Here is a 24,195-nt window from a genome sequence, read left to right on the forward strand (position 1 = left end):
AAGCCGCCTTCCCTCGCCATACCGCCATAGCCCCCCGTTGCAGACCACAAAATAGCGACGTTCAGCTGACAAAGTTTTCACACTTGCCTGTCGATACTCCCGGCCATTGTGGCCGTCTTGTTACAAGACGGCGCTCATTCGCGACGCCCTTGGCGCGCAATGAATCTGGATCCCTGGGGAGCGCTCAATGGCATTGTTCAAACGCAGTAGTGCATCTGCGAAAGGTTTTGACTGGATGGGGCTGCTCTGGCTGTTCCTGTTCTTCTGGTATTTCTCCGGCATCACCCAACTGCTGATCCAGCTGACCGACACCTCCGGCTTCACCGGTTTCCGCCAGGCGTTCTTCATGAGCGCCATCTGGCTGGCACCGATGCTGCTGTTCCCGGCGCGCACCAAAGTCATGGCCGCCGTGATCGGCGTGGTGCTCTGGGCCTGTTCCATGGCCAGCCTGGGCTACTTCTTCGTCTACCAGCAGGAGTTCTCGCAAAGCGTCATCTTCATCATGTTCGAGTCCAACCCCTCGGAAGCCGGTGAATACCTGACCCAGTACTTTGCCTGGTGGATGCTCCTGGCGTTCCTCGCCCACAGCGCATTCGCCTTCTTCCTCTGGACCCGCCTGCGCCCGGTCTACCTGCCTCGGGGCCAGGCCCTGGTGGCGGCGACGGCTATCCTGGTGGCCATCGTCGGCTACCCGCTGGTCAAGCAGATCTCCCGCGCCGATACCCTGGCCGCCGGCCTGGAGAAATTCGAAACCCGCATCGAGCCCGCCGTGCCCTGGCAGATGGTGATTGCCTATCGCCGCTACCGCGAGCAACTGGACGGCATGCAGGGCATGCTCGCCAGCGCCAGCAAGATCGCCCCCCTGACCAACCTCAAGGACAGCATGGCCAACCAGCCGGCGACCCTGGTACTGGTCATCGGCGAATCCACCAACCGCCAGCGCATGAGCCTGTACGGCTACCCGCGCCAGACCACCCCGGAGCTGGACAAGCTCAAGGACCAGCTGGCGATCTTCAACAACGTCATCACCCCGCGCCCCTACACCATCGAGGCGCTGCAGCAGGTACTGACCTTCGCCGACGAAGAAAACCCCGACCTGTACCTCAAGAGCCCGTCCCTGGTCAGCGTGATGAAGCAGGCCGGCTACAAGACCTACTGGATCACCAACCAGCAGACCATGACCAAGCGCAACACCATGCTCACCACCTTCTCCGAACAGGCGGACGAGCAGGTGTACCTGAACAACAACCGCAACCAGAACGCCCGCCAGTACGACGGCGACGTGCTCGAACCGTTCTCCAAGGCCCTGGCCGACAGCGCACCGCGCAAGTTCATCGTGGTCCACCTGCTGGGCACCCACATGAGCTACCAGTACCGCTACCCGCCCAGCTTCGACAAGTTCAATGATCGCCAGGGCGTACCGGCCGGCGTGCGCGACGACCAGTTGCCCACCTACAACAGCTACGACAACGCCGTGCTGTACAACGACTTCGTGGTCTCGAACCTGATCAAGAACTACGCCAAGACCGACCCCAACGGTTTCCTGCTGTACCTCTCGGACCACGGCGAGGACGTCTTCGACTCCGCCGGCCATGACACCCTGGGGCGCAACGAAGCCCGGCCGACGGCGCCGATGTACACCATTCCGTTCATGGCCTGGGCCTCGCCGAAATGGCGGGAAACCCATGACTGGAGCTTTGCCTCGGACCTCAGCCGCCCCTACATGAGTTCCCAGCTGATTCACACCTGGGCGGACCTGGCGGGCCTGAGTTTCGATGAGCTGGACCACAGCCGCAGCCTGGTGAGCGACAGCTTCAAGCCACGCCCGCTGCTGATCGGCGACCCCTACTCGCGCCAGAGCAGACCCTTGATCGACTTCAGCCTGATGAAACCCAAGGCCCCGGTCGAAGCCACGGTGGTACAGAAGTAAGCCCCCCGCCACGCCCGCAGGATCCGGCTTGCCGGCAAACAGCCCCGAGAACCCTGGCCGGTTCCCGGGGCTTTTTTTTGCACCAGGCCGCGTCCGCAGGCGGCGCCTTCAAGGAGGTGCCCTTGCCGGCCAGCGCGGCCAAGCGCCGGCAAAGACACATGATGTCGAAATTGTAATCAGCACTTCAGGCTGACGTTAACCCTCGCTTAATACACTTCGGTGAAACTTTCGCCCATCACTTCTTGTGCAGGGACGTAACAAGTACCGAACATTCTTAAGCAGGAAAAACAGCATGAAACTTTCAACTTTGGTATTAAGCGGCCTGATTCTGGTAGGTTCCAGCGCGGCCTTTGCCGAAGGTGGCTCGGAAAATATGCAGCGCTTCTATGACAACTTCCGCGTTAGCCAGCAGCAACTTCACGGCGACAAGACCGAAAACACTGCAAAAGCCGAAAAGCAGAAATCCGAGCCCAACTATTCCGCCTCGGATGCCAAGCAACAACAGCCTGGTGCCTGACCCCCAGTTCCAGCGATACCCCTTCCCGGCAATCTGCTCCTTTGCCAGAAGTGGATGTTTGGCGCCCTTGCGGGCGCCTTTTTCATAGGGGCTGCCCTCCTTCTCTTGCACCCGCATGACAGACAGATGACAACCCGGTCATCTGCCGCCCGCAGTGCCCCGGCTCAATTAGTATCGCCGCACCATGCCACTCGCCACTGATCGGACAGCCTGGTTAATCAGTTGAATTAGCTGGGTTATTTTATTGACCCTATAGCTACTACAGACTTTAACCTGCGCTCGCTCGACAGCCCCGACAGCTTTGAAGAGGATATTGCAATGCGCATTCTGGTGATTGAGGACGAACCCAAGACGGCCGACTACCTGCATCAGGGCCTGAGTGAAAGTGGCTATGTGGTGGACCGGGCGAACAATGGCGTGGACGGCCTGCACCTGATTCAACAACAGCCCTATGAATTGGTAATCCTGGATATCAACCTGCCCGGCAAAGATGGTTGGCAAGTTCTTGAACAACTGCAGGGAAACTATCCCGCACGGGTCATGATGTTGACTGCCCGCGGGCGCCTGGAAGACAAGGTCAAGGGCCTGGATATGGGCGCCGATGATTATCTGGTCAAACCGTTTCAATTTCCCGAGTTGCTGGCCCGGGTTCGTACCCTGATGCGTCGTAGTGAAGTCATTGTCCAACCGGAAGTTCTGCAAGTTGCCGACCTGCAACTTGACCCGCGCCGTCACCGGGCTTATCGCGGCAGTCGGCGTATCGACCTGACGACCAAGGAATTCACCCTGCTGCATGTATTGATGCGCCACAGCGGAGAAGTACTGACCCGCACCCAGATCATTTCCCTGGTCTGGGACATGAACTTCGACTGCGACACCAATGTGGTGGAAGTCTCCATCAGCCGCTTGCGGGGCAAGATCGACGACGCCAGTGACGTCAAGCTGATCCATACCCTGCGCGGTGTCGGTTATGTCCTGGAAGCACGCCCATGACAGCGCGCCCCGCCGCCGCGGCCAGCAGCCTGTCCATGCGCCTGGGGCTGACCGTCGCCCTGATGGGCGCGGCACTGGTGGTGCTGCTGGCAACCCTGGCCTACCTGGCGTTGAACCATGAGCTGGACAACCTGGCGCGCAAGGGCCTGGACAGCAAGCTGGAGCAGATCCGGCACAGCCTCACCAGCGACCTCAAGAGCAGTGACTTGGCGGCCCGCCCCCATTCCCTGCTGGACCTGGTGATGGGCCACGACAACCTGCAATTGAGCATCCTCGGCAGCGATCCGCTGGCCGAACCCCTGCTGATTGTCGGCGGCATGGCCCAGGAGTCCCTGCCCGAGCCCCTGGGCAATATCGGTGGCGATGGCTATGTCGACTGGCGCGACAGCCGCGGCAACCCCTTGCTCAGCGCCCTGCAGCAGATGAGCCTGCGCAACGGCGAGCAGGTCCAGGTGGTACTGACCCTGGACCGCAGCAACGATCAGGCGCTGCTCAGCGCCTACCTGCGCTCCACGGTGATCGCCCTGCCCCTGTTGCTGCTGCTGATCGGTTTCGGCGCCTGGTGGCTGGTGCAACGGGGCCTGCTGCCGCTGCAGCAGTTCAGCCGGGTCGCGGCGCGGGTGACCACCCAGGACCTGACCCACCGCCTGAAGCTGCAGGGCCTGCCCCGGGAGCTGGCGGAGCTGGGCCAGGGCATCAATGTCATGCTGCAACGCCTGGACGGCGGCGTGCAGCGCCTGTCGCAGTTCTCCGACGACCTGGCCCACGAGTTGCGCTCGCCCATCAGCAACCTGATGGGCAAGGCCCAGGTGACCCTGTCCCGGGAACGCCCGCCAGAGGAGTACAAGGCGGTGCTGGAGGCCAGTATCGAAGAGCTGGAGCGGGTCACGCGGATCGTCGCCGACATGCTGTTCCTGGCCCAGGTCAGCCAGCCGGCGTCCCAGGCCCGGTTCGCCCGAGTCTCGCTGGGGGAAGAAGCGCGCCGGGTCATCGACCTGTTCGCCCTGAGCGCCGAAGAGAAGCAGCTGCAACTGCAGCACAGTGGCGATGCCTGGGTGCTGGGGGACCGGCTGATGATCCAGCGGGCCATTTCCAACCTGCTGTCCAACGCCATTCGCCACAGCCCGCCGCGGGGGCAGATCAGCCTACGGGTGGAGCAGACCATGGAGGCCGTGAGCCTGAGCGTGGGCAACCCCGGCCCGGGCATCGCTGCCAGCCACCTGCCCCATCTGTTCGAGCGCTTCTATCGGGTCGACAGCAGCCGCACCCGGGCCGAAGGCGGCACCGGACTGGGCCTGGCCATCGTCCGTTCGATCATGAACCTGCACCAGGGGCGCACCGAGGTCAGCAGCATCCCGGAACTCCTGACCGAGTTCCGCCTGGTATTCCCCCGGCTCGACCCGGCGCAGCACGACCTCTAGAGCAGCCAGGCACCGGCACCGGCCCCCAGCAGCACCAGGGCCCAGGGCGGCACCCGGCCGCTGCGCAACAGCAGCAGCGCCAGCAACACCGCCACCAGTTCCGGCGCGCCGGTCACGCTGCTGGTCCACAGGGGTTGGTACAACGCTGCCGCCAGCAGGCCCACCACTGCGGCATTGACCCCCGCCAGGGCCGCCTGGATGCCCTGGCGGTGGCGCAGCCGCTGCCAGAAGGGCACCACGCCGATCACCAGCAACAGCCCCGGCAGAAAGATCGCCAGCAGGCACACCACCGCCCCACTCCAGCCATCGATGGCCGCGCCGAGAAAGGCCGCGACGCTGAACAGCGGGCCGGGCATCGCCTGGGCGCTGGCGTACCCGGCCAGGAACAGCGGGCTGCTGACCCAGCCGGGCTCCACCACCTGCGCCTGCAACAGCGGCAGCACCACATGGCCGCCGCCGAATACCAGAGCGCCGACCCGGTAGAAACCATCGAACAGGCTCAGCAGGCGCCCCGGCCAGAGCAGCACCAGCCCCGGCAACAGCACCAGCAGCAATAGCGCCAGCCCCAGGCAACACGCCCCCAGGCGGCGACTCGACCCAGAGGGAGGGCTCTGGACCTGCACCTGGAACACCGGCCTGATCAGCCAGCGGCCCAGCAGCGCCGCCAGCAGCATCACCAGCAACTGCCCGCCCAGGCCCGGCCAGCGCAGCACCAGCGCCGCGGCCAGCACTGCAATGACGATCTGCAAGGCGCCCCGGCACAGGCTGCGGGCCATGCCCCACAAGGCCTGGGCCACCACCGCCACCGCCACCAGTTGCAAGCCCTTGAGCGCCCCGGCCGGGACCCCGCCCCCCAACCCCAGGGCCAGCAGTGCCAGGGCCAGGGCCGAAGGCAAGGTAAAGCCGGCCCAGGCACACAGGGCCCCGGGCAGGCCACGGCGAGACAATCCCAGGGCGATGCCGACCTGACTGCTGGCAGGTCCGGGAAGAAACTGGCACAGCGCGACCAGCTCGGCATAGGCCGCCTCCCCCAGCCAGCGCCGGCGCTGGACGAATTCCTGGCGAAAGTAGCCCAGGTGCGCCAGCGGCCCGCCAAACGAACTCAGGCCCAGGCGCAGAAACACCAGGAAGATCCGCCAGGGTGTTTCTACCGGGACCGGCGCGCAGGGGCTGGGGGTGTGCATTACAAGGCTTTGCTCCAGAACAGCATGCGCCCGTGAGCCGGGTCGAGCATGGCATTGGCGAAACCGCAGGCGCGATAGGCGGCCTGGGCCTGGGCATTGCCCTCCAGCACTTCCAGAGTGACCTTGCAGCAGCCCCGTTGCCGGGCGATGTCCTCGACCTTCTGCAGCAGGCGCTTGCTCAGGCCCTGGCCGCGGTAGCTGTCCAGCACCACCACGTCATGGATATTCACCAGGGGCCGGCAGGCAAAGGTGGAGAAGCCTTCGAAGCAGTTCACCAGGCCCACCGGCTGCCCGCCGGCAAAGGCCAGCACGCTGAACGCCTGGGGCCGCTTGGCCAGCTCCGCTGGCAACTGCTGGAGCCGGTCTGCGTCCAGGGGCTGGCCGCCGCCCATGGGGTCCTCGGCATAGTGGTTGAGCAACACGCCTATGGCTTCGGCATGCACCGGGTTGCTGTAACTGGCTTGCAACACCACGATATCGGCAACGTCCATGTTCATCCTCGATCAACGTATTGAAAGTGAGCGCTCAGGGCTCAGGCAGCCTCGATTGTAGGCTGGGGGATTTGACCAAACGAAGATTTTTAACCCGCGCACTACAGAAAAAATCCTAAGCAGCGGCCGGGATCCACGGCAGCCGGAAGGGTTTCCCTTCAGGCCGCGGGCCCACCGGCAAAACGCTGCAACTGCATTTCCTGCAGGCGGCTGAGGGTGCGGCGGAAAGCGAACTCCAGGTAGCCCTCGGTGTACAGCTGTTCCATGGGCACCCGGGCTTCCAGGTACAGCGGCACCTTGCGGTCGTAGCACTCGTCCACCAGGGCGATGAAACGCCGCACCGCGTCATCATGTACCGACAGCTGCGGCAACTCACGATCCCCGGCCACCACCCGCTCGGCACCATCCTCGGTGCCCCGGGCAATGCGTGCGGGGCGCTGGCAAGCGCTGAGGTTGGGCACATCGCTCAGGAGAATGGCCTGGAAGCGGTCGCACAGGGCCATGAAGTCCATGGCGGAAAACGGCTGTTCGCACAGTTCGACGAAGCTGCACCAGGCCACCGTCCCGCACGCCTTGACCACCTGCAACGGGCGATAGCCGAGCAACAGCGGCTCGCTGCTCGCCGGCTGCCCGGCACTCAAGCGCTCGAACACCGGCCCCAGGGCGCTCGGCCGCCCCTCGGCGCCAAGCCAGTAGCGTTGCTCGGCGGCGCCCGGGTGCAGGCGGTGATCCTGCTCGCCGTCCACCGCCACCACCTGCATGTGCTGGCGGATGGCGCTGATCGCCGGAACGAAGCGCTCGCGGTTGAAGCCATCGGCATACAGCTGCTCCGGGGGCTGGTTGGAGGTGCAGACCAGCACCACGCCCTGGTCGAACATCACCTGGAACAGGCGCCCGAGGATGATCGCGTCACCGATGTCATTGACGAACAGCTCATCGAAACACAGCACCCGCACCTCTTCGGCCAGCTCCCGGGCCAGGGCCTGCAAGGGGTCGGCAATACCGGTCAGCTGGAACGAACGCTGGTGCACCCAGCCCATGAAATGATGAAAGTGCTGGCGCCGCGCCGGGACCCGCAGGCTCTGGTAGAACTGGTCCATCAGCCAGGTCTTGCCCCGCCCAACCGCCCCCCACAGATAGACCCCGGGCACCGCCGTGCGCCCTTGATGCAGGGCTTCATGGCATTGCTGCAAGGCCTGCACCGCCCGCGCCTGCGCCGCGTCGGCGACAAAGCCCTGCTGCTCCAGGGCGTATTGGTAGGCGCTCATGGGGGAATCGAATGGCATGGGGCTCGGGCCTCCTGGCAAAGAGCCGCAGTATGCCAGCATGAGCCGCTCCAGGCCGACCTGTAGCCGCTGCCGAGGCCGCGAAGCTGGGAAAGGGACCGCAGGGCCTTGCCTGGTGGCCTCCGGCCAATCCTTGAGCGCGCTCAGGTTTTTCGCAGCCTGCGCCAACGGCTACATCAGCGGGAAATATCCAGGCGTTCGATCCGCCCCTGGGCGTCCAGGCGGAAGGTATGGCGCAGGGCCTGGGGGCTGCCGGGGAAGTCACCGCACACCCGGCTGTCGAGCAGCACTTTGCCGGTGCGCTGCTGGACCCCGAGGATTTCCAGGCGGCACGCGCCTTTGCCCATCCAGCGGGCGATCTGCTGGGGCCCCACGCAGTGCTCGCGTTCATCGAAGACCTGGGCGCGGTCGGCGAAGATCGACGCCACCACTGCGCTGTCGCCGCTGTTGATGGCCGTGACATAAGCGGCGATGGCCGGGGCCAGGGAAGGGTCTGTGGCCGACATGACAAAAGCTCCTTGCTGTTGAATGAGCGGGCCATGCTAAAGCCCCCGCGTGTCATTTCCTGTCAGCAGTGAAGCGGCCCTGCTCATCGCTGTGCATGCGTTTGCGCCAGGCTCGCAGCCAGTCGCTGCGCCGCCCCGGATACCGCTCGCCCTGTTCCTGGGCGGCGGCAATGCGGTCGGTGCGGAAGGTGCGGTAATCCTCGCGCAATTCACACCAGGCCACGATCACCCGGGCCTCGTTGAGAAAGCCCAGGGCCAGGGGCCAGACCCGGCGCTGGCTGGGGTTCTGGTTGACGTCGGCATAGTCGATCAGCAGCTTGGCCTGAAGGCGGATCGCCTGGCGGAACACATTGAGCGACACCGGGTTGTCGGGGAAGCCGTAGCCCGCCGGGCCGGGCAACAGGGTCGGATTGCGCAGTGCGTCCTGGGCCGCGGGGGCCAGCACCGCAGCGATCTTGGCCATGGCATCGGCGGCGGCCTTGCTCAGTTCCTCGTCGCCGCGCTGATCAACGTAGCGCAGGCCCAGCACCACGGCCTCGGTCTCGTCGGCATTGAGCATCAACGGCGGCAGGAACAGCCCGCTGCGCAGCACGTAGCCTATCCCGGCCTCACCGTAGATCGGCGCGCCCAGGGCGGTCAGCTCGGCGATATCGCGGTACAGGGTGCGCTCGGAAACCTCCAGCTCCGAGGCCAGGGTCGCGGCGGTCACCGGACGGCTTTTGCCCCGCAGCATCTGCAGCAGGGTGAGTAAACGACTGGCTCGCGACACGCAGGTGCACTCCGGAAAAAACACCGGCGCAGATTACCAGAGCCTCCTGACAGTTTCTGTCAGGAGGCTGGGGTTTGGCGGGACATTGCCAGGCATGGTTCTGCCGGGCTCCTGTAGCCGCTGGCGCAGGCGGCGAAGGCACTGCGTCGCAGGGTTCGGCTGGGGGTGCCAAGCAAGGCCCTGCGGGCCTTTGCGCAGCCTCGCTGGGGCTCGGCAGCGGCTACAGGGGCCGCAAGAGCCCCCCGGGGCGTCAGTAGGCCATGGTCCAGGTCAGGGTGTAGGTGCGGCCACGGCCCTGGTAGTCGTAGAGGTAGTCCGGGCCGTAGGTCGGCGAGTAGAACAGCTTGGCGCGCTGGCCCCAGACGGTGCTGTACTGCTTGTCCAGCAGGTTCTGGATGCCGCCGCTGAAGGTGCCGAACTCGGTGTCGTGGCTGCCCAGCAGGTCGAAGGTGGTGTAGCCGTCGATGGTGTTGGGCGCATCCACGCTGTGGGTGGCGTCGATCTGCTTGACTGCGTCGTCCTTGAGGGTGAAGGCGTGGTTGCCCTGCAGGCGCACGCTGCTGCTGTCGTCCTTCCAGCCGACGAAGGCGGTGAGTTTCGACAGCGAGGCATAACGGGCGTCGCGCTTGCTCCAGCCGCCGTTCTTGTTCTCCTCCTCGGAGCGCACGGCATGCAGGGTGCCGCCCAGCTCCCAGCCGTTCTGGAAGTGCCGGGTCAGGGCGCTTTCAAAGCCGTAGTCGCGGCTTTTCTGGTCCTTGACGTCGATGGTCAGGGTGGCCTGGTCGGTGGTGATCACCTTGTCCGACCAGATGTAGTACAGCGCCGCCTGGGCATCCCAGTCGCTATCGGAGAAGCGCCAGCCGGTCTCCACCTGGCGGCTCTTGATCCCGGCCAGCGGGTTGTCGTCCACGCTCAGGCCCGGCTTGCCGTAGAACTTGGCCGGGTCCGGCAGATCGAAGCCCTCGCCGTAGTTGACCCACAGCTGGTGGCCGTTCTTGAAGTCGTAGATGGTGCCCAGGTTGTAGAGGTTGACCGCATAGTCGTTGCTGCCGCCGGGTACGTTCTTGAACTGGCCCACGTCCACGTCCATCTGCTGGCGCCGGTAGCCGCCGGATACCGTCAGGTTGTCGGTGGCGTGCCAGTCCAGCTGGGCATAGCCGGACAGGCCGTCGACCCGGTAGCTGGGATAGCGCGGCGCCTTGCTCTGGGTCACCAGGTCGAGGCCGCCGCTGCCCGAGGAGATGCCCTGGTCGAAGGTGCTCTGCTGGGCATTGAAACGCTCGCGGTCCAGGTCCACGCCGTAGGTCAGCTTGAACGCCTCGAACTCCTTGGCGAACAGCGCCTTGAGGCTGGTGACTTCGAAATTCTGCTGGGATGCGGCGAAGTACACACCCTTGGAGCCTGCGGGGCTGCCGCTGTTGTAGTAGGGGAACGGGAAGAAGTTGTCGTCTTCCTTGCGGTACGAGGCCTGCAGGTAGAAATCCTGGCCCAGCACGTCGCTGTGGTGGTAGTTGGCGTTGAGCAGCAGGCGCTTGGTACGCGGTTCCAGGTCGGTGGAATAGCCGCCGCGCAGCTCGGCGTCTTCCAGGTTGGACGGCGCCTTGTACTTGAGGTTGGGGAAGTAGATCCCGGTGCTGCCATGGTTGCCGGAGTCGTAGTACTGGGCCAGCAGGTCCAGGCTCTGCTCTTCGTTGAACTGCAGGGCCAGGCTGCCCATCAGGTCCAGGGTACGGTTGTACTGCAGGTCGGTCTGGGTGTTGTCGATGAAGATCTGCTTGCCGGCACCGTCATAGAACGCCTGGTTCTGCTCCCCCGCCACCGCTAGCCGGCCGCTGATGGTCTCGTTGCCGCCGCTCACCGACTGGGCGATGCGGGTCGTCAGGTCGTCACTGTTGTTGAAGCCGCTGCTGGCCCCCAGCTGGGTCTCGAAGCGCGCCGGGCCCGGTTCGCCTTTCTTGGTGACGATATTGATGATGCCGCCGGTGGCGCCGCCGCCGTAGATGGCGCTGGCCCCGGACAGCACTTCGACCCGCTCGACGTTGAACGGCGAGATGCTGTCGAACTGCCGGGACAGGCCCCGGGAGCTGTTCTGGCTGACCCCGTCGATCATCACCAGCACGTTGCGCCCGCGCATGTTCTGGCCGTAGTTGGTGCGCCCTTCCGGGGCCAGGTCGAGGCCCGGCACCAGCTTGCCGATGGCTTCCTTGAGGCTGACCCCGGTGCTCAGTTGCTCGCGCAGCTGGCTCTGCTCCACCACCCACACGGTGCCGGGAATCTCGCTGATGGCGGCGCTGGTGCGTGACGCCACGGTGACCTGGGTCGGCTTGAGGTTGAGGCTGGCGGCCGGCACGCCAGCCCGACGCAGGATCACCGTGTGCCCGTCGCTGAACGACCAGCTCATGCCACTGCCGGCCAGCAGGCTTTGCAGGGCCTGGGCCACCGTGACCTCGCCGTTGAGGGCGGTGGATTGCAGGCCCTCGACATCGCTGGTGGTGTACAGCAGGCGCAGGTCGGCCTGATCGGCGAAGCGGGTCAGCGCCTGGTCCAGGGGCTGGGCCGGCAGGTTCAACGAGACCCGGCGCTCCTGGGCGCTGCCGGCCTGGCTGACCGTGGCGGCCTCCTGGGCCTGGGCCAGGACCGGGCTCAAGGCCCCGGCGAACAGGGCCTGGGCCAGTAATGTGCGGCGCATGATGTGGTGACCGCGCCCCAGTGTCGACAGCTTGAACATTGCTTTCACGTGTTCCTTCCCAGCCGGTTGAAATGACGTCAATGAGAATGATTGTCTTCTCAGTCTCACTACGACGATTTCCCCCAGGGGAACTTGCAGTGCCCAGGCAAAAAAAATTCGACTCAGTGCAGGACCGCCAGCCATGGCAGGTAGGTGACGTGCAGCGGGTAGCGCTGCTGCAGGGCGTTGAGCGAGCCTTGCGGATCATGCAGGTCGAACACACCGCTGATGGCCAGGGCCGCCAACTGACCGTCGGAAATCAGGATGCGCCCGTGCTGGTAGCGCTCCAGTTCACCTATCACCTCACCCAGCGGGCGGCCGTTGAAGATCAGCTTGCCGCGCTGCCAGGCGGTCAGGCTGGCGGCGTCCACGGTCTGCTGGGCCAGCAGCGGCTGGCCGGGCTGGTATTGCAGGCGCTGGTCGGCCTGGAGCAGCACTGGTGCGTGGTCACCGCTGAACTGCACCTGCCCTTCGCGCACCACCACCGTCAGTTGGTGGCCGTCGCGGCGCACGCTGAAGGCACTGGCAGCGCTTTGCAGTTGCTGGGCCTGGGCCTGGACCACGAAGGGCCGCTGCGGGTCGGCCAGCGGTTCGAACAGCGCTTCGCCGCTGCGCAGGATCACCCGGCGCTCATCCGCCGAGTAGGCCACCGACAGCGCACTGGCGCTGTTGAGGGTGACCCGCGAGCCGTCCGCCAGGGTGATGCTCTGTTGCTGGCCGACCCCGGTGTGGTAGTCCGAGGTCAAGGCCGGCCACTGCTGCCAGCCCAGGCCAGCCCCCAGCGCCAGCAGCAGCGAAGCGGCCAGCGCCGGCCAGAAGCGCCGTGGCCGGCGCACCATGACGGGCGGCGCCTGGTGTTGCCGCGCGGTCTCGGTCTGCCCCAGGTCACCCCACAGTTGCTGGGCCTCGGCGGCCGCTGCGGCATGGCCCGGGCTGCGCTGGCGCCATTGCTGGAAGGCCATGCGCTGGGCCGGCGTGGCGTTGCCGGAGTGCAGCAGCACCAGCCAGTCGATGGCGGCGTCTTCGAGGCTTTCGGGGTGGTCGGTCATGGCATCGGCGGCAGGCAAGAAGGAATCATTCATGGTGGACTTTCAGCCAGTCGCGGCAATGGCGCAGGGCCTGGCCGATGTATTTTGCCACCATGCTTTCGGAAACGCCCAGGCGCAATGCGATCTGTGCCTGGGTCAGGCCTTCCAGGCGATTGAGCAGCAAGGCCTGGCGGGCGTTGTCCGAGAGTTGCGCCAGGGCCTCGTCGAGCACCGCCAGGCGCTCCTTGGCCAGCAGCACGGCTTCCGGTGCCGGGGCCGGGTCCACCGCTTCGGCGTGCTCCTGGCCGTCGGCGAGGTTGGCCGCCAGGCGCTGCTCGCGGCGCAGGGTGTCGATGGCCAGGTTGCCGGCCACACGGAAAATGAAACCGCGATCGTTGTGCACCTCCACCGTCTGCGGATCGACCTTGAGCAACTTGAGGTAGGTCTCCTGGGCCACGTCCGCCGCCCGTTGGCGATCGCTCATGCGCCGGGTGAGAAACTTCAGCAGGTCGTCGTAATGCTCTTGAAAGCTGCGCAGCAGGCTGGGGGTCGGCAGCATCGGGGGGCGGTCCGCAGATCGGGGAGGCGGATTATTCCATAAAGGCAAATGAGAAACAGTATCTTTCGTATCCTTTCCAACTTGGCTTTTTCCGCCTGTTTGCCCTTCTGGCTGCGGCGCCTTTCTGGCATCCTGCGCCTCCTTTTTTCTGACCGGGTGCGCACGTCTTGTCCATGACATGGCGTTGCGGCCCAAGTCCCGTCCACTTTCCGACGTGTGCCCCCGTAGTTTTCACACGTCACTGGCAGGCCTTTTCCCATGACCGCACCCGACCGCTCCCCTCCCCGCTACAAGTCAGACCTGATCTACGGCCTCAACGACCGTCCGCATTTCAGCGCGGCGATCTTCGCCGCCCTGCAGCATGTGCTGGCCAGTTTCGTCGGCATCATCAGCCCGACCCTGATCTTCGGCGGGGTCCTGGGGCTGGAAAGCGAGCTGCCGTACCTGATCAGCATGGCGCTGTTCGTCTCCGGCCTGGGCACCTTCGTCCAGGCCCGGCGCCTGGGGCCCATCGGTTCCGGCCTGCTGTGCGTGCAAGGCACCAGCTTTTCCTTTATCAGCGTGCTGCTCAGTGCCGGCTTCATGGTCAAGGGCCGGGGCGGCGACACCAACGAAATCCTCTCCACCATCTTCGGCATCTGCTTTGTCGCAGCCTTTATCGAGATGTTCCTCAGCCAGTTCATCGGCAAGTTGCGCAAGCTGATCACCCCGGTGGTGACCGGCACCATCATCACCCTGATGGGCCTGTCGCTGATCAAGGTGGCGGTCACCGACATGGCCGGCGGCTACGGTGCCAGCGACCTGGGCGCGGCGAGCAACCTGGGGCTGGCGGCGCTGGTGCTGCTGACCATCGTGGTGCTCAACCGCTTCAACCACCCGATGCTGCGCCTGGGCTCCATCGTCATCGGCCTGACCCTGGGCTTCGTGGTGGCCTGGATGCTCGGCCGGGTGGACATGGCGGCCATGCCCGAGGTGCCCCTGGTGAGCGTGCCGGTGCCGTTCAAGTACGGCTTCTCCTTCGACCTGATCGCCTTCATCCCCCTGGCGGTGATCTTCCTGATTTCCCCCCTGGAAGCAGCCGGCGACCTGACGGCCAACTCGATGATTTCCCAGCAGCCGGTCAAGGGCCCGCTGTACATCAAGCGCATCAAGTCCGGGCTGCTGGCGGACGGTTTCAACTCGGCGGTGGCTGCGGTGTTCAACAGCCTGCCGATGGTCACCTTTGCCCAGAACAACGGGGTCATCCAACTGACCGGCGTGGCCAGCCGCTACGTGGCCTACTTCATTGCCGGGCTGCTGGTGCTGCTGGGCCTGTTCCCGGTGATCGGCGCGGTGCTGCAACTGATGCCCAAGCCGGTGCTGGGCGGCGCCACCCTGATCATGTTCGGTACCGTGGCCGTGGCCGGGATCAAGATCCTCGCCGAGGCCGGGCTGCACCGGCGCAACGTGCTGATCGTGGCCATCTCCCTGGGCATGGGCCTGGGCGTGGCGGCGGTGCCGGAAGTGCTGCGCGAGCTGCCCAAGGCGCTGCACAACATCTTCGAGTCGCCGATCACCGTGGGCGCCTTCTGCGCGATCTTCCTGAACATCTTCCTGCCGGAGGAATTCCTTGAGCTGGAAGAAGACGAGTTCGATCCGGAAGCGGCGACCCTCAAGGTCATGCAAGACCCGGACATGAGCGGCAAAGCGAACTCCTGAGGCTCGCAGGCGTCTATGCTGCGAGCGCTGGTGATGGGCCCTCGGCCGTGGAAGGCTGGCCGGGGGTTTGCCAGGCAAGGCCCTGCGGGCCTTGTCGCAGCCTCGCAGGCTCGGCAGCGGCTACAAGGTGCCGGCCAGCCATTCATTTCCATTGCCGACAGGTATTCCATGCGTAGATTGATCGCCTTGACCCTGGTACTGCTCAGCCTGAGCGCTTGTGCGCTGTTGCCCAATCGCGATCCACTGGCGATCAATGTGGTGGGCATCGAGCCACTGCCGAGCCAGGATCTGGAAATGCGTTTCGCGGTGAAACTGCGTCTGCAGAACCCCAACGAAAGCCCCATCGACTACAACGGCGTGGCCCTGGACCTGGAAGTCAACGGCCGCCCCCTGGCCTCCGGGGTCAGCGACCAGCAGGGGCATATCGGCCGCTACTCGGAAGACATCCTGGTGATCCCGGTCAGCGTCTCGGCCTTCTCGGTGCTGCGCCAGACCCTGGGCCTGAGCCAGACCCAGAGCCTGGACAACCTGCCCTACGTGCTGCGCGGCAAGCTTGCCGGCGGGCTGTTCGGCACCCAGCGCTTCATCGATCGCGGGCAGCTCAGCCTGAGCAACCCCGGCGCCTGGTAACTAGAACACCGACCAGCCGATACGCTGGCTGAGCAGTTCCAGGGCCGCCATGCCCACCAGCGAGTTGCCGGCGCTGTTGAGCTCCGGCGACCAGACGCAGACCGTGAACTGCCCCGGCACCACCGGCAGGCCGACCCGATAGGCGAAGTTGCCGGCCTCGTCGTACAGGCCGCTGGTGGCCATGATCGAGTTGACCTGCTGGGTCTGGCGCCGGGTGAGAATCTGCTCCCCGCTGTGCTTGCAGAAGCCGTCGTTGGCCAGGAAGCAGAAGGCCCGGGCCAGATCCACGCAGCTCATGCGCAAGGCGCAGTGGCTGAAGTAACTGCGCAGCACCGCCTCCACATCATTGTGAAAGTTGCCGAAGGACTGCATCAGGTAGGCCATGGCCGCGTTGCGGGCACGGTGCTGGTACTCCGACTCGGCCACCCGACCGTCCACCATCACCTGCAGGTTGCCCGACAGGCGCCGGACAAAGTCGCGCATGGACAAGGCCGGCGCGGCAAAGCGCGACTGGTTGATGTCGCAGATCACCAGGGCCCCGGCATTGATGAAGGGGTTGCGCGGCCGGCCACGCTCGAATTCCAGTTGCACCAGGGAATTGAACGGCTGCCCCGAGGGCTCGTGGCCCAGGCGCTCCCAGATCGCCTCGCCGGAATGACCGATGGCCTGCACCAGGCTGAAGACCTTGGAAATGCTCTGCACCGAGAACGGCGTATCGGCGTCACCGGCGCTGAACACCTGGCCGTCGTTGCCATACACGGCAATGCCCAACTGATTGGCCGGCACATCCGCCAGGGCCGGAATGTAATTGGCCACCTGGCCTTGGCCGATCAGGGGGCGGACTTCATCGAGAATCTGGTTCAACAGGTCTTGCATGTTCTGGCTCATTATCGATACGACTGCGGGGCTATGGCAGCTAGACGCACGCCAGGGCCGGCGCAGCACAGTCCACCGGCAAATGCCCCACCACCCCAGCCCCTGCAGGAGCTGGCTTGCCAGCGAAGGCGTCAGCAGATTCGCCACATGCCTTTCGGGCCCCTTCGCCGGCAAGCCGGCTCCTACGGTTGAGCGCTGGCCTTATAGGAGCTGGCTTGCCAGCGAAGGCGTCGGCAGATTCGCCACATGCCTTTCGGGCCCCTTCGCCGGCAAGCCGGCTCCTACGGTTGAGAGCTGGCCTTGTAGGAGCTGGCTTGCCAGCGAAGGCGTCGGCAGATTCGCCACATGCCTTGCGAGCCCTTTCGCCGGCAAGCCGGCTCCTACAGCCAGATGGCGTCCCAGAGGGGGTAATCGTGCACGCGGGTGACCAGGCCGGCGCGAATCGGGTTGGCGACTATGTAACGGGAGACCCCCAGCAGGTTCTCTTCCCGGCGCAGTGCGCGGTCGTGGTAACCCTTTTGCCAGACGCGACCGGTTCGCTGCAGGCAAGCATTGATGTCCCGTGCGCTGCGGGATTTGATGCCGCGCATCAGGGCCGATAGCGAGCCCGTCCCCAGCGCCAGCAGCCAGTGGAAATGATCAGGCATCACCACCCAGGCCAGGGAACTGGCACGACCTTCAAGCTGGGCCTGGTGCAGTTGTCGCACCAACAGGCGGCCGATACGCCAATCACCAAAGAATGGTTCGCGGTGGTGGGTCACAGCAGTGAGCAGGTAGACCTGGCCGGTTTGAGAGTAGCGCCCGGTACGCAGCCGGTTGCCGTGAAAGCGCTGGGGCATTGCGATGCCCTCCGTGTGACGGATACACAAGTCAAGGCTAACCCGGGGGTACGGGTGCGCCGAGGCATTGTGGATCCGGGTATTTCTGGGAGGGACTCTTCGCCGGCAAGCCGGCTCCTACGGGTGAGCTCTGGCCTTGTAGGAGCTGGCTTGCCAGCGAAGGCGGTGCAAGGGTTTCTGAAGATGTCACCCAAGCCGTGGCGAATTCTCCAGCAGGGTCCGGGTGTAGATGTGCTCGGGCCGGTCCAGCACGGCGTCCACTGCGCCCTGCTCCACCACCCGTCCCTGCTTGAGCACCAGCACCCGGTCGGCAATGGTCCGTACCACGCCCAGGTCATGGGTGACGAACAGCAGGGTCATGCCTTCGTCTTGCAACTGGCGCAGGAGCGCGAGGATCGAGGCCTGTACCGAGACGTCCAGGGCCGAGGTGACTTCATCGCAGATCAGCAGCTTGGGTTCGCACACCAGGGCCCGGGCAATCGCCACCCGCTGTCGTTCGCCCCCAGACAGGCTGTGGGGATAGTGGTCCGCCAGGGCCGGCGACAGCGACACCCGTTGCAGCACCGCATGGACCCGCGCCCTGGCCTCGGCCCCCCGGATGCCGAAAAAGTGCTCCAGGGGTGCGCTCAGGGTCTGGTACAGGGTGTGCCGCGGGTTCAGCGCCCGGTAGGGGTTCTGGAAAATGTACTGGATCTGGTGCCGCAGCCCTTTGCTCCGCTGCCGGGCCGACAGGCTCAGAGGCTGGCCGGCATACCGCACCCGGCCTTCGGCGTGCTCGCCAAGCCCGGCCAGGGCCCGGGCCAGGCTGGTCTTGCCGGAGCCGGACTCGCCCACCAGCGCCAGGCACTCCCCCGCCACCACTTGCAGACTGACGTCGAACAGCACCTGGCGGTCATAGGCCAGGTTCAGGCCCAGGACCTCCAGCAGCGGCCGTCGTTCGCTGCCGGACACAGCCGCTTGCACCGCCACCACGGGCGCCGGCATGGGCAACGCCTGCCGATAAGGGTCGATACAGGCCACCTGGACATCAGCTGCAAGCCCTTGCAGCAACGGCTCGCCCGCTGTGCATTGGGCACGCTGGCGCGGGCACCGGGGCGCGAAGGCACACCCCGCCGGCCGCTGCCCCGGCGCCGGGGCCTGCCCAGGTATCGCCAGCAGGGGCCGGCGCTGGCCGACATCGGGAATCGCCGCCAGCAGGCCCCGGGTATAGGGGTGGGCCGGCTGGCGAAACAGCGCCTCGCGGGAGGCGCTTTCGACGATCCGCCCGGCGTACATCACCAGCACCCGGTCCACCAGGTCCTTGATCACGGCCAGGTCGTGGGACACATAGATCGCCGCCACACCCAGGCTTTTGCACAGGTGGCGCAAGGTGCCGAGGATGTGCGCCTGGGTGGTCACATCCAGGGCCGTGGTGGGCTCATCGAGCACGATCAGCCGGGGCCGCAGGACAAAGGCCAGGGCCAGCATCACCCGCTGCTGCTGGCCGCCGGACAGCTGATGGGGAAAGCGCCGCAGGAACTCGCGATCCGCCGGCAAGCCCACATCCTTGAGGGTGTCGCGGATCCGCTGCTGCCGCCCGTGGCGGTCCAGGTGCGATGGATGCACCGCCAGGGTTTCCTCCAGCAGGTCGGCAATGCGCAGCGCCGGGTTCAGGGCGGTGGCCGGGTCCTGGGCCACATAGCCGATCAGGCCGCCCCGGGCCCGGCGCAGGTCCTGCGCCGAGAGGTCCAGCAACGACTGCCCGGCCACCTCGACCCGCCCTTCGACAATCCGCGCGCCCCGCCGGGCATGGGCCAGCAGGGCCGTGGCCAGGGTGGTCTTGCCCGAGCCCGACTCCCCCACCAGGCCAAGAATTTCCCCCGCGGCCAGGCTGAAGCCGACTCCGGACAACACCTCCACGCCACCCGCCAGCTCCACCCGCAATCCCTCAACCTGCAGCACCCGGGCCTCTCGGGTCACTTCCACCACGGCGTTCATGGGCCTTTCTCCCCGATCCGCGCCTGACTGCGCCCGATGCCCTCGGCGAGGATGTTGGTGCCGTAGGCGAACACCCCGATCAGCAGCGCCGGGGCCAGCACCGCCCAGGGCTGGACCAGCAGCCCGGCCTGGTTCTCGTTGATCATCAGCCCCCAGTCGGCGGCCGGCGGCGCCACCCCATAGCCGAGGAAGCTCAGCCCCGACAGCATGCCCACGCCCCAGGTCAGCATGTTGCCGAAGTGCACCAGCAGCGGCGTGAGGATGTTCGGCAGGATTTCCCCAGAGAGGATCCGCCAGCGCGAATAGCCCATCATCTGCGCCGCCTCGACGAACTCCTGCCCCGCCACCGCCACCGCGCTGCCCCGGGCCAGGCGCACCACCCCGGGGGTGAAGGCGATGGCCACGGTGAGCACGATCAACCAGGGCGCGCGCCCCAGCATCGAAACGATCAGCAGCACCAGGATCAGGTCGGGAAAGGCCAGGGACACATCCGCCAGCCAACTGATCAACGTGTCCAGCCGGCGCCGCGAAAGGCCGGCCAGCAACCCCAGGGCGCTGCCCACCAGCAGGGCGATGGAGGCCGCCGCCAGGGACATCCACAACACCGACAGGCCCCCGCTGAGCAACCGCGAAAGCACGTCGTGGCCAAGAAAGTCATGGCCGAGCCAGGCGCCGGCAGCGGGCGCGCCGTACACCGGGCCCAGCATGTCGGTGCTGCCATGGGGCGCCAGCCAGGGCCCGAACAGCGCCAGCAGGACCACCAGCAAGGTGATGAATGCGCCCTTGCGGGTTTGCGGTTCGCCCAGCCACAGGCGCCAGCGGGAAATGCGTAAGTCGTTCATGGATAGGTTCTCATGCCGCAGGTTCAGGGAGCCTTGGGCGCCGAGCGGCGCCACCAGGGCTGGAGGCCTCGTCGGTTGCGGCGGATCAGGCCGGCCCGCCGCGCCGTACGCAACTTGGGGGTCAGCAGCACCGTGGCCAGGTCTGCCAACAGGTTGATCAGCACCACCCCCAGGGTGATCACCAGCACGATGGCCTGGATCATCGGCAGATCGCGCATCTGGATCGCCGAGTTGAGGGCGGTGCCGATCCCCGGATAGCTGAACACCACTTCCGCCAGCAGGGCCCCGCCGATCAGGGTGCGCAGGGTCAGGGCCAGCCCCTGCACCGCCGGCACCAGGGCATTGGCCAGGGTGTGGCGCCAGACGATGCGCCACTCAGGGATGCCCCGCAGCCTCGCGGCGATCACATAGTCCGATTCCAGGGCCTCGATCATTGCCGCGCGCACCATGCGCGTCAGGTAGGGCAAGGCCGACAGGCTCAAGGCCAGCACCGGCAGTACCAGGAATTGCAGCTGGCGCCACAGTGCCAGCTGGGGGTCGAGGATCGACACCGCCGGCAGCAGGTCCATGTGGGGCATGGAAAACAGCAGCACCAGGCCAATGGCCAGGAGAAAGCCCGGGGTAGCCTTGAGGAAGATCAGCAACGACAGGCTCCAGCGGTCCAGGCGGCTGTCACGACGCAGGGCCAGGGTCACCCCCAGCAGCAGCGCCGCGGGCACCACCAGCGCGATGACCCCGGCCAGCAACGCCAGGGTGTAGCCCAGGCGCGCGAAGAGGACGTCGGCCACAGGCGCGCTGGAATCCAGGGACTGCCCCAGATCGCCTTCCAGGGTCTGGCCCAGCCAGTGCAGGTACTGCTCCAGCAGTGGCCGGTCCAGCCCCAGTTGCCGTTGCAGGGTGAGGATGCTTTCCAGGGGCGCGTCGGGGCCAAGGATCACCCGCGCCGGGTCCGAGGGCAGCGCCTGGGTGGCGATGAACACCACCAGGCTGATGACCCAGGCCGTGAGCAGGCCGTAGCCCAGGCGGCCGACGAACCAGGACAGCCAGGCCGGGGTACGGGGCGTGTTGCGGCAGGTGTCAGGCATGGTTCAACCACATTTCGTCAAAGCGCCAGGAGGCGAAGGTCGTCTGTTCCGGCACCAGCCCGCCAACCCGCACCGAGGCCGCGTCCAGCACATCGTTGAAGCCCCAGATCAGCAGCCCGCCGCGCTGGTGCTGGATGGCCTGGGCTTCGTGCACCCATTGCCGGCGCAGTTGCAGATCGGGCTGGGCCAGGGCCTGCTGGTACAGCTGGGTGAATCGCGGGTCGTGAAAGTTGCTGCGGTTGTAGATGGCCTGGGGGGCGTCGTTGTGCAGCGCCGAGGCAAGAAAGCCCCGGGCCGGCGTGGCCCCGGGCGACAGCAGCCACTGTTCGCGCTGGGGGCCGTTGAACACCGAAGCGTCAACCTGGGTCACCTTGACCTCGACCCCGGCCCTCTTCGCCTGCTGGGCGAACACCAGCGCCGCGTTCACCCCCGGGCCTGGGGTGGTGGTCAGCTCCACCCGCAGGTCGCTCTGCCCGGCCTGACGCAACAGCGAACGGGCCTGTTCCAGGTCATGGGGCCGCTGGGCAATGCCGCGGTTGTAGGTGGGGTCGTGGGGCGAATACAGGTCATTGGCGACTCGGCCGAAACCATTGAGCCCACGGTCCACCAGCTCCTGGCGGTCGGCCAGCAGGCGGAACGCCTGGCGCACCCGCACATCCTGGAACGGCGCCTTGGCCAGATTGAGGTTGAAGCCGGTGAAAGAAGTACTCGGCGAGGCGTAGAAGCGCAGCCGCGGATCGGCCTTGAGCAGCGCGCTGTGCTCGGCCTGTACGCCGCTGGCCACGTCGATCTGCCCGGCCCGCAGCGCCGCCGCCCGCGACACCTGGTCCTTGAACTCGATGATCTCCAGTTCGTCGGCGTAGGGCTGGCCGGGCTTGTAGTAGTTCTCGAAACGGCTGTACAGCGAGCGCTGGCCGGGAATGAAGCGCTTGAGCCGGTAGGGGCCGGCGCCCACCGGGTTGGTCTGCGGGTGGTAGTCGGTGGGCACTATGGCACCGAAGCTGATCAGGGTTTCGTCCAGGGGAAAGAAGCTCTGGCCCTGTTTGAAGCGGATTTCGATGGTGCGCTGATCGAGCTTGCGCAGGGCCTGGCGATCGATGGCCCCCACCAGCCCGGCAAAGGGCGAAGCCAGTTGCGGGTCGGTCAGGCGCAGGATGGAAAACAGCATGTCGTCGGCGCCGATGCTCTTGCCGTGGTGGAACTCCAGCCCCGGCTTGATGCGGATGGTCCAGACGCTGGCGTCGGCATTGGGCTCGGCGAACTCCGCCAGGGCCAGCCGGGTGCTGACGTCCGGGTTCCATTCCCAGAACTTGCTGTACAGCGCCCAGCCGCGAATGATCCCGCCGCCCACCGGTTTGTGGGCGTCGAGATTGCCGGACTGGTCGCCATCGATGATCCCCACCCGCAGGCGCCCGCCGCGCACCGGGGTGCCGGGCAGCAACGGCGCGGCACCGGGCGCCGCACCGTTGTCACAGCCGCTGAGCAGGCTGCTGCCCAGCAACAGGCCGCCACCGGCGGCCAGGGAATGGCCGAGGAATACCCGGCGGGAAAATGCCTCGCTCATCGCTCGCTCCTCAGGCCTGCTCGGTGGCCTTGGCCGGTTGCCGGGCCGCCAGCGTGGCGCCCAGGCGCGGCACCTCGAAACCGTGATCCAGCTCCAGCAGCGGGAACAGCAGGTCCGCCACCCGGTGGGCCTCGTCGATCAGCGGAAAGCCCGAAAGAATGAAGGCCGAGGTGCCCTGCTCTTCGTATTCGCGAATACGCTCGGCCACTTGCCGCGCGCTGCCCACCAGGTAGGTGCCGGCGGCGGGCCCGAGAATGTTGAAACCGAACAGGCTCGGGCCGAGCCAGACATTGGGGTAGATCTCCAGGTCCCGGGCCTTGGGCAGGCGGCCGGCGCGGATCGCCTCGACATTGCGCTGGATCTGCGGGTCGTCGCTGTGGAAGCTGTCCAGGGTTTCTCCCGGCGGCAACTGGCGTTCGATGGAAGCCCGGGCGGTCTGCAGCGAGGTGCGCTGCAGCAGTTTCTCGGCGTGGGCCCAGGCCTCCTCCTCGGTTTCCCGGACGATGATCTGCAGGCGCGTACCGAAGCTCAGCTCACGGCCGATCTTCGCCGCCTCGGCGGCCACCTTGCGGAATTTCTCGCCGAGTTTCGGCGGCGTGTCGGCAAAGCTCAGGTACACATCCAGCAACTGCACCGAATGGGCCACTCCCGGGCCGGAGGTGCCGGCGCCCCACAGCGGGATGCCGGGGCGTTGCCTCGGCGCGTGCCAGCCGCCTAGGGGATGGCCGGCCGCGGCCGGCGAGCGCGGCGCCAGCTTGACGTAGCGGCCGTCGTAGCCGTCGGTGTCCCCGGCATAGAAGCCCTGGAACGCCCGCCAGTACTCCAGGCTGAAGTCATAGCGCTCATCGTGGGGATAGTGCACCCCCAGGGTGGCCAGCCCGGCGTCACTGCCGTTGACCACGTTGAACAGCAGGCGGCCGTTGGAGAACTGATCGAAGGTCAGCGCCCATTTGGCCAGCACCGCCGGCGACAACTCCCCCGGGTGCTGTGCCACCAAAAAGCGCAAGCGCTGGGTGGCATCGATCAGCGCCGCCGAGACTGCCAGGCTTTCATTGGGGCTAGAACCCAGCAGCGAACCGTAGTAGCCCAGGCGATCGCTGGCCACCGCCAGTTGCTTGAGGTGCTGGAAATCGGTGTTCCAGCGCCCTTCCGGCTCCCAGGGATAGGGGCCGTCGGGGGTGGTGAGGTACCAGAGAATCTTAACTGCCATGTAGCTGTTCCTTGAATGATTGAAGCCTGTGCAGCCATCGCTGCCCCGCCCACCCCCACCGC

20 protein-coding genes and 1 pseudogene are annotated in these 24,195 nt (G+C 66.1%); 6 read left to right on the forward strand and 15 right to left on the reverse strand.

Translation table 11 applies throughout. The features are described from left to right. Positions 1-187: 187 nt before the first annotated feature. The 4 genes from A9971_RS27745 to A9971_RS27760 all read left to right on the forward strand — a co-directional run bounded on the left by A9971_RS27745 (position 188) and on the right by A9971_RS27760 (position 4,861). A complete protein-coding gene (locus A9971_RS27745; protein WP_053151775.1) occupies positions 188-1,930 on the forward strand; it encodes a phosphoethanolamine transferase CptA in 1,743 nt (580 codons plus the stop codon). Between the two features lie 292 nt (positions 1,931-2,222). After that, positions 2,223-2,447 (forward strand): hypothetical protein, encoded by a 225-nt coding sequence (locus A9971_RS27750; protein WP_015635710.1) that lies wholly within the window; start codon positions 2,223-2,225, stop codon positions 2,445-2,447. Positions 2,448-2,765: 318 nt separating this feature from the next. Beyond that, positions 2,766-3,440, forward strand: coding sequence for a heavy metal response regulator transcription factor (locus tag A9971_RS27755; RefSeq protein WP_011061434.1), 675 nt, complete (start codon positions 2,766-2,768; stop codon positions 3,438-3,440). Further along, positions 3,437-4,861, forward strand: coding sequence for a heavy metal sensor histidine kinase (locus tag A9971_RS27760; RefSeq protein WP_183000233.1), 1,425 nt, complete (start codon positions 3,437-3,439; stop codon positions 4,859-4,861). Before A9971_RS27755 ends, A9971_RS27760 begins: the two co-directional genes overlap by 4 nt. On the opposite strand, the gene chrA is transcribed toward A9971_RS27760, so the two are convergent. The 8 genes and pseudogenes from chrA to A9971_RS27800 all read right to left on the reverse strand — a co-directional run. After that, complete coding sequence (chrA, locus tag A9971_RS27765) at positions 4,858-6,045, reverse strand: chromate efflux transporter (RefSeq protein WP_183000234.1); 1,188 nt, start codon at positions 6,043-6,045, stop codon at positions 4,858-4,860. The genes A9971_RS27760 and chrA overlap by 4 nt on opposite strands. Next, positions 6,045-6,536 (reverse strand): GNAT family N-acetyltransferase, encoded by a 492-nt coding sequence (locus A9971_RS27770; protein ID WP_183000235.1) that lies wholly within the window; start codon positions 6,534-6,536, stop codon positions 6,045-6,047. The genes chrA and A9971_RS27770 overlap by 1 nt, the downstream gene beginning before the upstream one ends. 158 nt (positions 6,537-6,694) lie before the next feature. Further along, positions 6,695-7,822, reverse strand: coding sequence for a cell division protein ZapE (gene zapE, locus A9971_RS27775; RefSeq protein ID WP_183000236.1), 1,128 nt, complete (start codon positions 7,820-7,822; stop codon positions 6,695-6,697). A 176-nt stretch (positions 7,823-7,998) separates the two neighbouring features. Further along, a complete protein-coding gene (locus A9971_RS27780) occupies positions 7,999-8,328 on the reverse strand; it encodes a ketosteroid isomerase (RefSeq protein ID WP_011061439.1) in 330 nt (109 codons plus the stop codon). Between the two features lie 52 nt (positions 8,329-8,380). Beyond that, positions 8,381-9,097 (reverse strand): YafY family protein, encoded by a 717-nt coding sequence (locus tag A9971_RS27785; RefSeq protein WP_015635716.1) that lies wholly within the window; start codon positions 9,095-9,097, stop codon positions 8,381-8,383. 250 nt (positions 9,098-9,347) lie between these two features. Beyond that, positions 9,348-11,825, reverse strand: a complete 2,478-nt coding sequence (locus A9971_RS27790; RefSeq protein WP_183000393.1) for a TonB-dependent receptor — start codon at positions 11,823-11,825, stop codon at positions 9,348-9,350. 122 nt (positions 11,826-11,947) lie between these two features. Further along, entirely contained in the window at positions 11,948-12,907 is a 960-nt protein-coding gene (locus A9971_RS27795; RefSeq protein ID WP_183000237.1) for a FecR domain-containing protein, read from the reverse strand. A gap of 7 nt (positions 12,908-12,914) precedes the next feature. Then, positions 12,915-13,412 (reverse strand): annotated as a pseudogene (locus A9971_RS27800) (RNA polymerase sigma factor); the annotation flags it as partial. A gap of 258 nt (positions 13,413-13,670) precedes the next feature. Between A9971_RS27800 and A9971_RS27805 the strand changes: the two are divergent. Together A9971_RS27805 and A9971_RS27810 are read left to right on the forward strand one after the other, a co-directional pair. After that, entirely contained in the window at positions 13,671-15,110 is a 1,440-nt protein-coding gene (locus tag A9971_RS27805) for a nucleobase:cation symporter-2 family protein (protein WP_011061444.1), read from the forward strand. A gap of 168 nt (positions 15,111-15,278) precedes the next feature. Beyond that, positions 15,279-15,740: an LEA type 2 family protein gene (locus tag A9971_RS27810; RefSeq protein ID WP_011061445.1), complete on the forward strand. Its 462-nt coding sequence runs from the start codon at positions 15,279-15,281 to the stop codon at positions 15,738-15,740. Here the strand turns inward: A9971_RS27810 and glsB are convergent, their stop codons facing one another. From glsB to A9971_RS27845, 7 genes are all read right to left on the reverse strand, one after another. Continuing rightward, on the reverse strand, positions 15,741-16,616 hold the full coding sequence (gene glsB, locus A9971_RS27815) for a glutaminase B (RefSeq protein WP_183001985.1): 876 nt from the start codon (positions 16,614-16,616) through the stop codon (positions 15,741-15,743). A 380-nt stretch (positions 16,617-16,996) separates the two neighbouring features. Then, the gene (locus A9971_RS27820) at positions 16,997-17,455 is read right to left on the reverse strand and encodes an REP-associated tyrosine transposase (protein ID WP_183000238.1); all 459 of its coding nucleotides are present in this window, start codon (positions 17,453-17,455) and stop codon (positions 16,997-16,999) included. A gap of 186 nt (positions 17,456-17,641) precedes the next feature. After that, positions 17,642-19,432: an ABC transporter ATP-binding protein gene (locus tag A9971_RS27825; RefSeq protein WP_183000239.1), complete on the reverse strand. Its 1,791-nt coding sequence runs from the start codon at positions 19,430-19,432 to the stop codon at positions 17,642-17,644. Further along, on the reverse strand, positions 19,429-20,274 hold the full coding sequence (locus tag A9971_RS27830) for an ABC transporter permease (protein ID WP_052470412.1): 846 nt from the start codon (positions 20,272-20,274) through the stop codon (positions 19,429-19,431). Before A9971_RS27830 ends, A9971_RS27825 begins: the two co-directional genes overlap by 4 nt. 23 nt (positions 20,275-20,297) lie before the next feature. Further along, positions 20,298-21,359 carry an ABC transporter permease gene (locus A9971_RS27835; RefSeq protein ID WP_015635723.1) on the reverse strand — a complete coding sequence of 354 codons (1,062 nt, stop codon included), beginning with the start codon at positions 21,357-21,359 and terminating at the stop codon, positions 20,298-20,300. Then, a complete protein-coding gene (locus A9971_RS27840) occupies positions 21,352-22,923 on the reverse strand; it encodes an ABC transporter substrate-binding protein (RefSeq protein WP_183000240.1) in 1,572 nt (523 codons plus the stop codon). The genes A9971_RS27835 and A9971_RS27840 overlap by 8 nt, the downstream gene beginning before the upstream one ends. Before the next feature lie 10 nt (positions 22,924-22,933). Beyond that, a complete protein-coding gene (locus tag A9971_RS27845) occupies positions 22,934-24,133 on the reverse strand; it encodes an LLM class flavin-dependent oxidoreductase (protein ID WP_011061451.1) in 1,200 nt (399 codons plus the stop codon). Between the last annotated feature and the right edge of the window lie 62 nt (positions 24,134-24,195).

The organism is Pseudomonas sp. UME65 (assembly GCF_014170225.1).
In the GTDB taxonomy this organism is placed as follows: domain Bacteria; phylum Pseudomonadota; class Gammaproteobacteria; order Pseudomonadales; family Pseudomonadaceae; genus Aquipseudomonas; species Aquipseudomonas protegens.

Coding starts and splice junctions, on each gene's coding strand:
- A9971_RS27745 (WP_053151775.1), top strand. CDS start 188: ATGGCATTGTTCAAACGCAGTAGTGCATCTGCGAAAGGTTTTGACTGG.
- A9971_RS27750 (WP_015635710.1), top strand. CDS start 2,223: ATGAAACTTTCAACTTTGGTATTAAGCGGCCTGATTCTGGTAGGTTCC.
- A9971_RS27755 (WP_011061434.1), top strand. CDS start 2,766: ATGCGCATTCTGGTGATTGAGGACGAACCCAAGACGGCCGACTACCTG.
- A9971_RS27760 (WP_183000233.1), top strand. CDS start 3,437: ATGACAGCGCGCCCCGCCGCCGCGGCCAGCAGCCTGTCCATGCGCCTG.
- chrA (WP_183000234.1), bottom strand. CDS start 6,045: ATGCACACCCCCAGCCCCTGCGCGCCGGTCCCGGTAGAAACACCCTGG.
- A9971_RS27770 (WP_183000235.1), bottom strand. CDS start 6,536: ATGGACGTTGCCGATATCGTGGTGTTGCAAGCCAGTTACAGCAACCCG.
- zapE (WP_183000236.1), bottom strand. CDS start 7,822: ATGCCATTCGATTCCCCCATGAGCGCCTACCAATACGCCCTGGAGCAG.
- A9971_RS27780 (WP_011061439.1), bottom strand. CDS start 8,328: ATGTCGGCCACAGACCCTTCCCTGGCCCCGGCCATCGCCGCTTATGTC.
- A9971_RS27790 (WP_183000393.1), bottom strand. CDS start 11,825: ATGTTCAAGCTGTCGACACTGGGGCGCGGTCACCACATCATGCGCCGC.
- A9971_RS27795 (WP_183000237.1), bottom strand. CDS start 12,907: ATGAATGATTCCTTCTTGCCTGCCGCCGATGCCATGACCGACCACCCC.
- A9971_RS27805 (WP_011061444.1), top strand. CDS start 13,671: ATGACCGCACCCGACCGCTCCCCTCCCCGCTACAAGTCAGACCTGATC.
- A9971_RS27810 (WP_011061445.1), top strand. CDS start 15,279: ATGCGTAGATTGATCGCCTTGACCCTGGTACTGCTCAGCCTGAGCGCT.
- glsB (WP_183001985.1), bottom strand. CDS start 16,616: ATGCAAGACCTGTTGAACCAGATTCTCGATGAAGTCCGCCCCCTGATC.
- A9971_RS27820 (WP_183000238.1), bottom strand. CDS start 17,455: ATGCCCCAGCGCTTTCACGGCAACCGGCTGCGTACCGGGCGCTACTCT.
- A9971_RS27825 (WP_183000239.1), bottom strand. CDS start 19,432: ATGAACGCCGTGGTGGAAGTGACCCGAGAGGCCCGGGTGCTGCAGGTT.
- A9971_RS27830 (WP_052470412.1), bottom strand. CDS start 20,274: ATGAACGACTTACGCATTTCCCGCTGGCGCCTGTGGCTGGGCGAACCG.
- A9971_RS27835 (WP_015635723.1), bottom strand. CDS start 21,359: ATGCCTGACACCTGCCGCAACACGCCCCGTACCCCGGCCTGGCTGTCC.
- A9971_RS27840 (WP_183000240.1), bottom strand. CDS start 22,923: ATGAGCGAGGCATTTTCCCGCCGGGTATTCCTCGGCCATTCCCTGGCC.
- A9971_RS27845 (WP_011061451.1), bottom strand. CDS start 24,133: ATGGCAGTTAAGATTCTCTGGTACCTCACCACCCCCGACGGCCCCTAT.